This window comes from Tepidimonas sp. (assembly GCF_046292505.1).
Classification (GTDB): Bacteria; Pseudomonadota; Gammaproteobacteria; order Burkholderiales; family Burkholderiaceae_C; genus Tepidimonas.
Genome location: NZ_JBKBQX010000249.1, coordinates 1 through 564 on the forward strand (window position 1 = coordinate 1; position 564 = coordinate 564).

Consider the following 564-nt stretch of genomic DNA (forward strand, 5'->3'; position numbering starts at 1 on the left):
CGGGCATCACCGCCCAGGTAAAGATTGGTGCTGGCCAGCTTCACGTCTCCGCTGCCGTCGGTGCCGCTGCAGTCCAGATCGAGGGCGGTCACCTCGTTGCCGTTTACCAGGCGCGCCCAGGTGGCCACACCCGTGGCCGTGATCAGCCCGTCCTCCTGCTGCGTGAGCGTCAGCAGCCCGCCCGAGATCGTGCCCGTGGGCTTGGTCAACTTGATCTCAACCAGCATCGCACTGGTCGGTGTCGTGGCCGGCGTGGCGGGCCGTGTCCCGCCGTAGATGCGCAGACGCGCCGGATTGGGCCCCGCGTCGAGGAAGGCGAGCGTGCCCGCAAGCCGCGCTTCGTTGTGCTCGACGGTGATGGCGACAGTCATGGCATCGGTTCCGGCTTGAGGTTGTCCGCGATCACCGCGCGGTACATCTGCTTGTAGTCGTAGCTGACCACGGTGTATCGCTGCGCCGGGTCCAGCAGTTCGAATCGATAGTTGCCGCTGGCGTCAGACCAGGTCTCGGCGACCAGGACGCGGGCGTTCTCGCTGATGAGCTGCACTCGCCGGACCAGCGGTT

At 66.7% G+C, this 564-nt stretch carries 1 protein-coding gene and 1 pseudogene; both read right to left on the minus strand.

Going from position 1 to position 564, the window contains the following annotated elements:
* Window positions 1-371, minus strand: a 371-nt coding sequence (locus ACK4TH_RS13080) for a hypothetical protein (protein ID WP_409627060.1), incomplete at its 3' end; no start/stop codon positions are given.
* Window positions 368-564: pseudogene (locus ACK4TH_RS13085) on the minus strand (hypothetical protein); the annotation flags it as partial. The gene ACK4TH_RS13080 and the pseudogene ACK4TH_RS13085, both read right to left, overlap by 4 nt.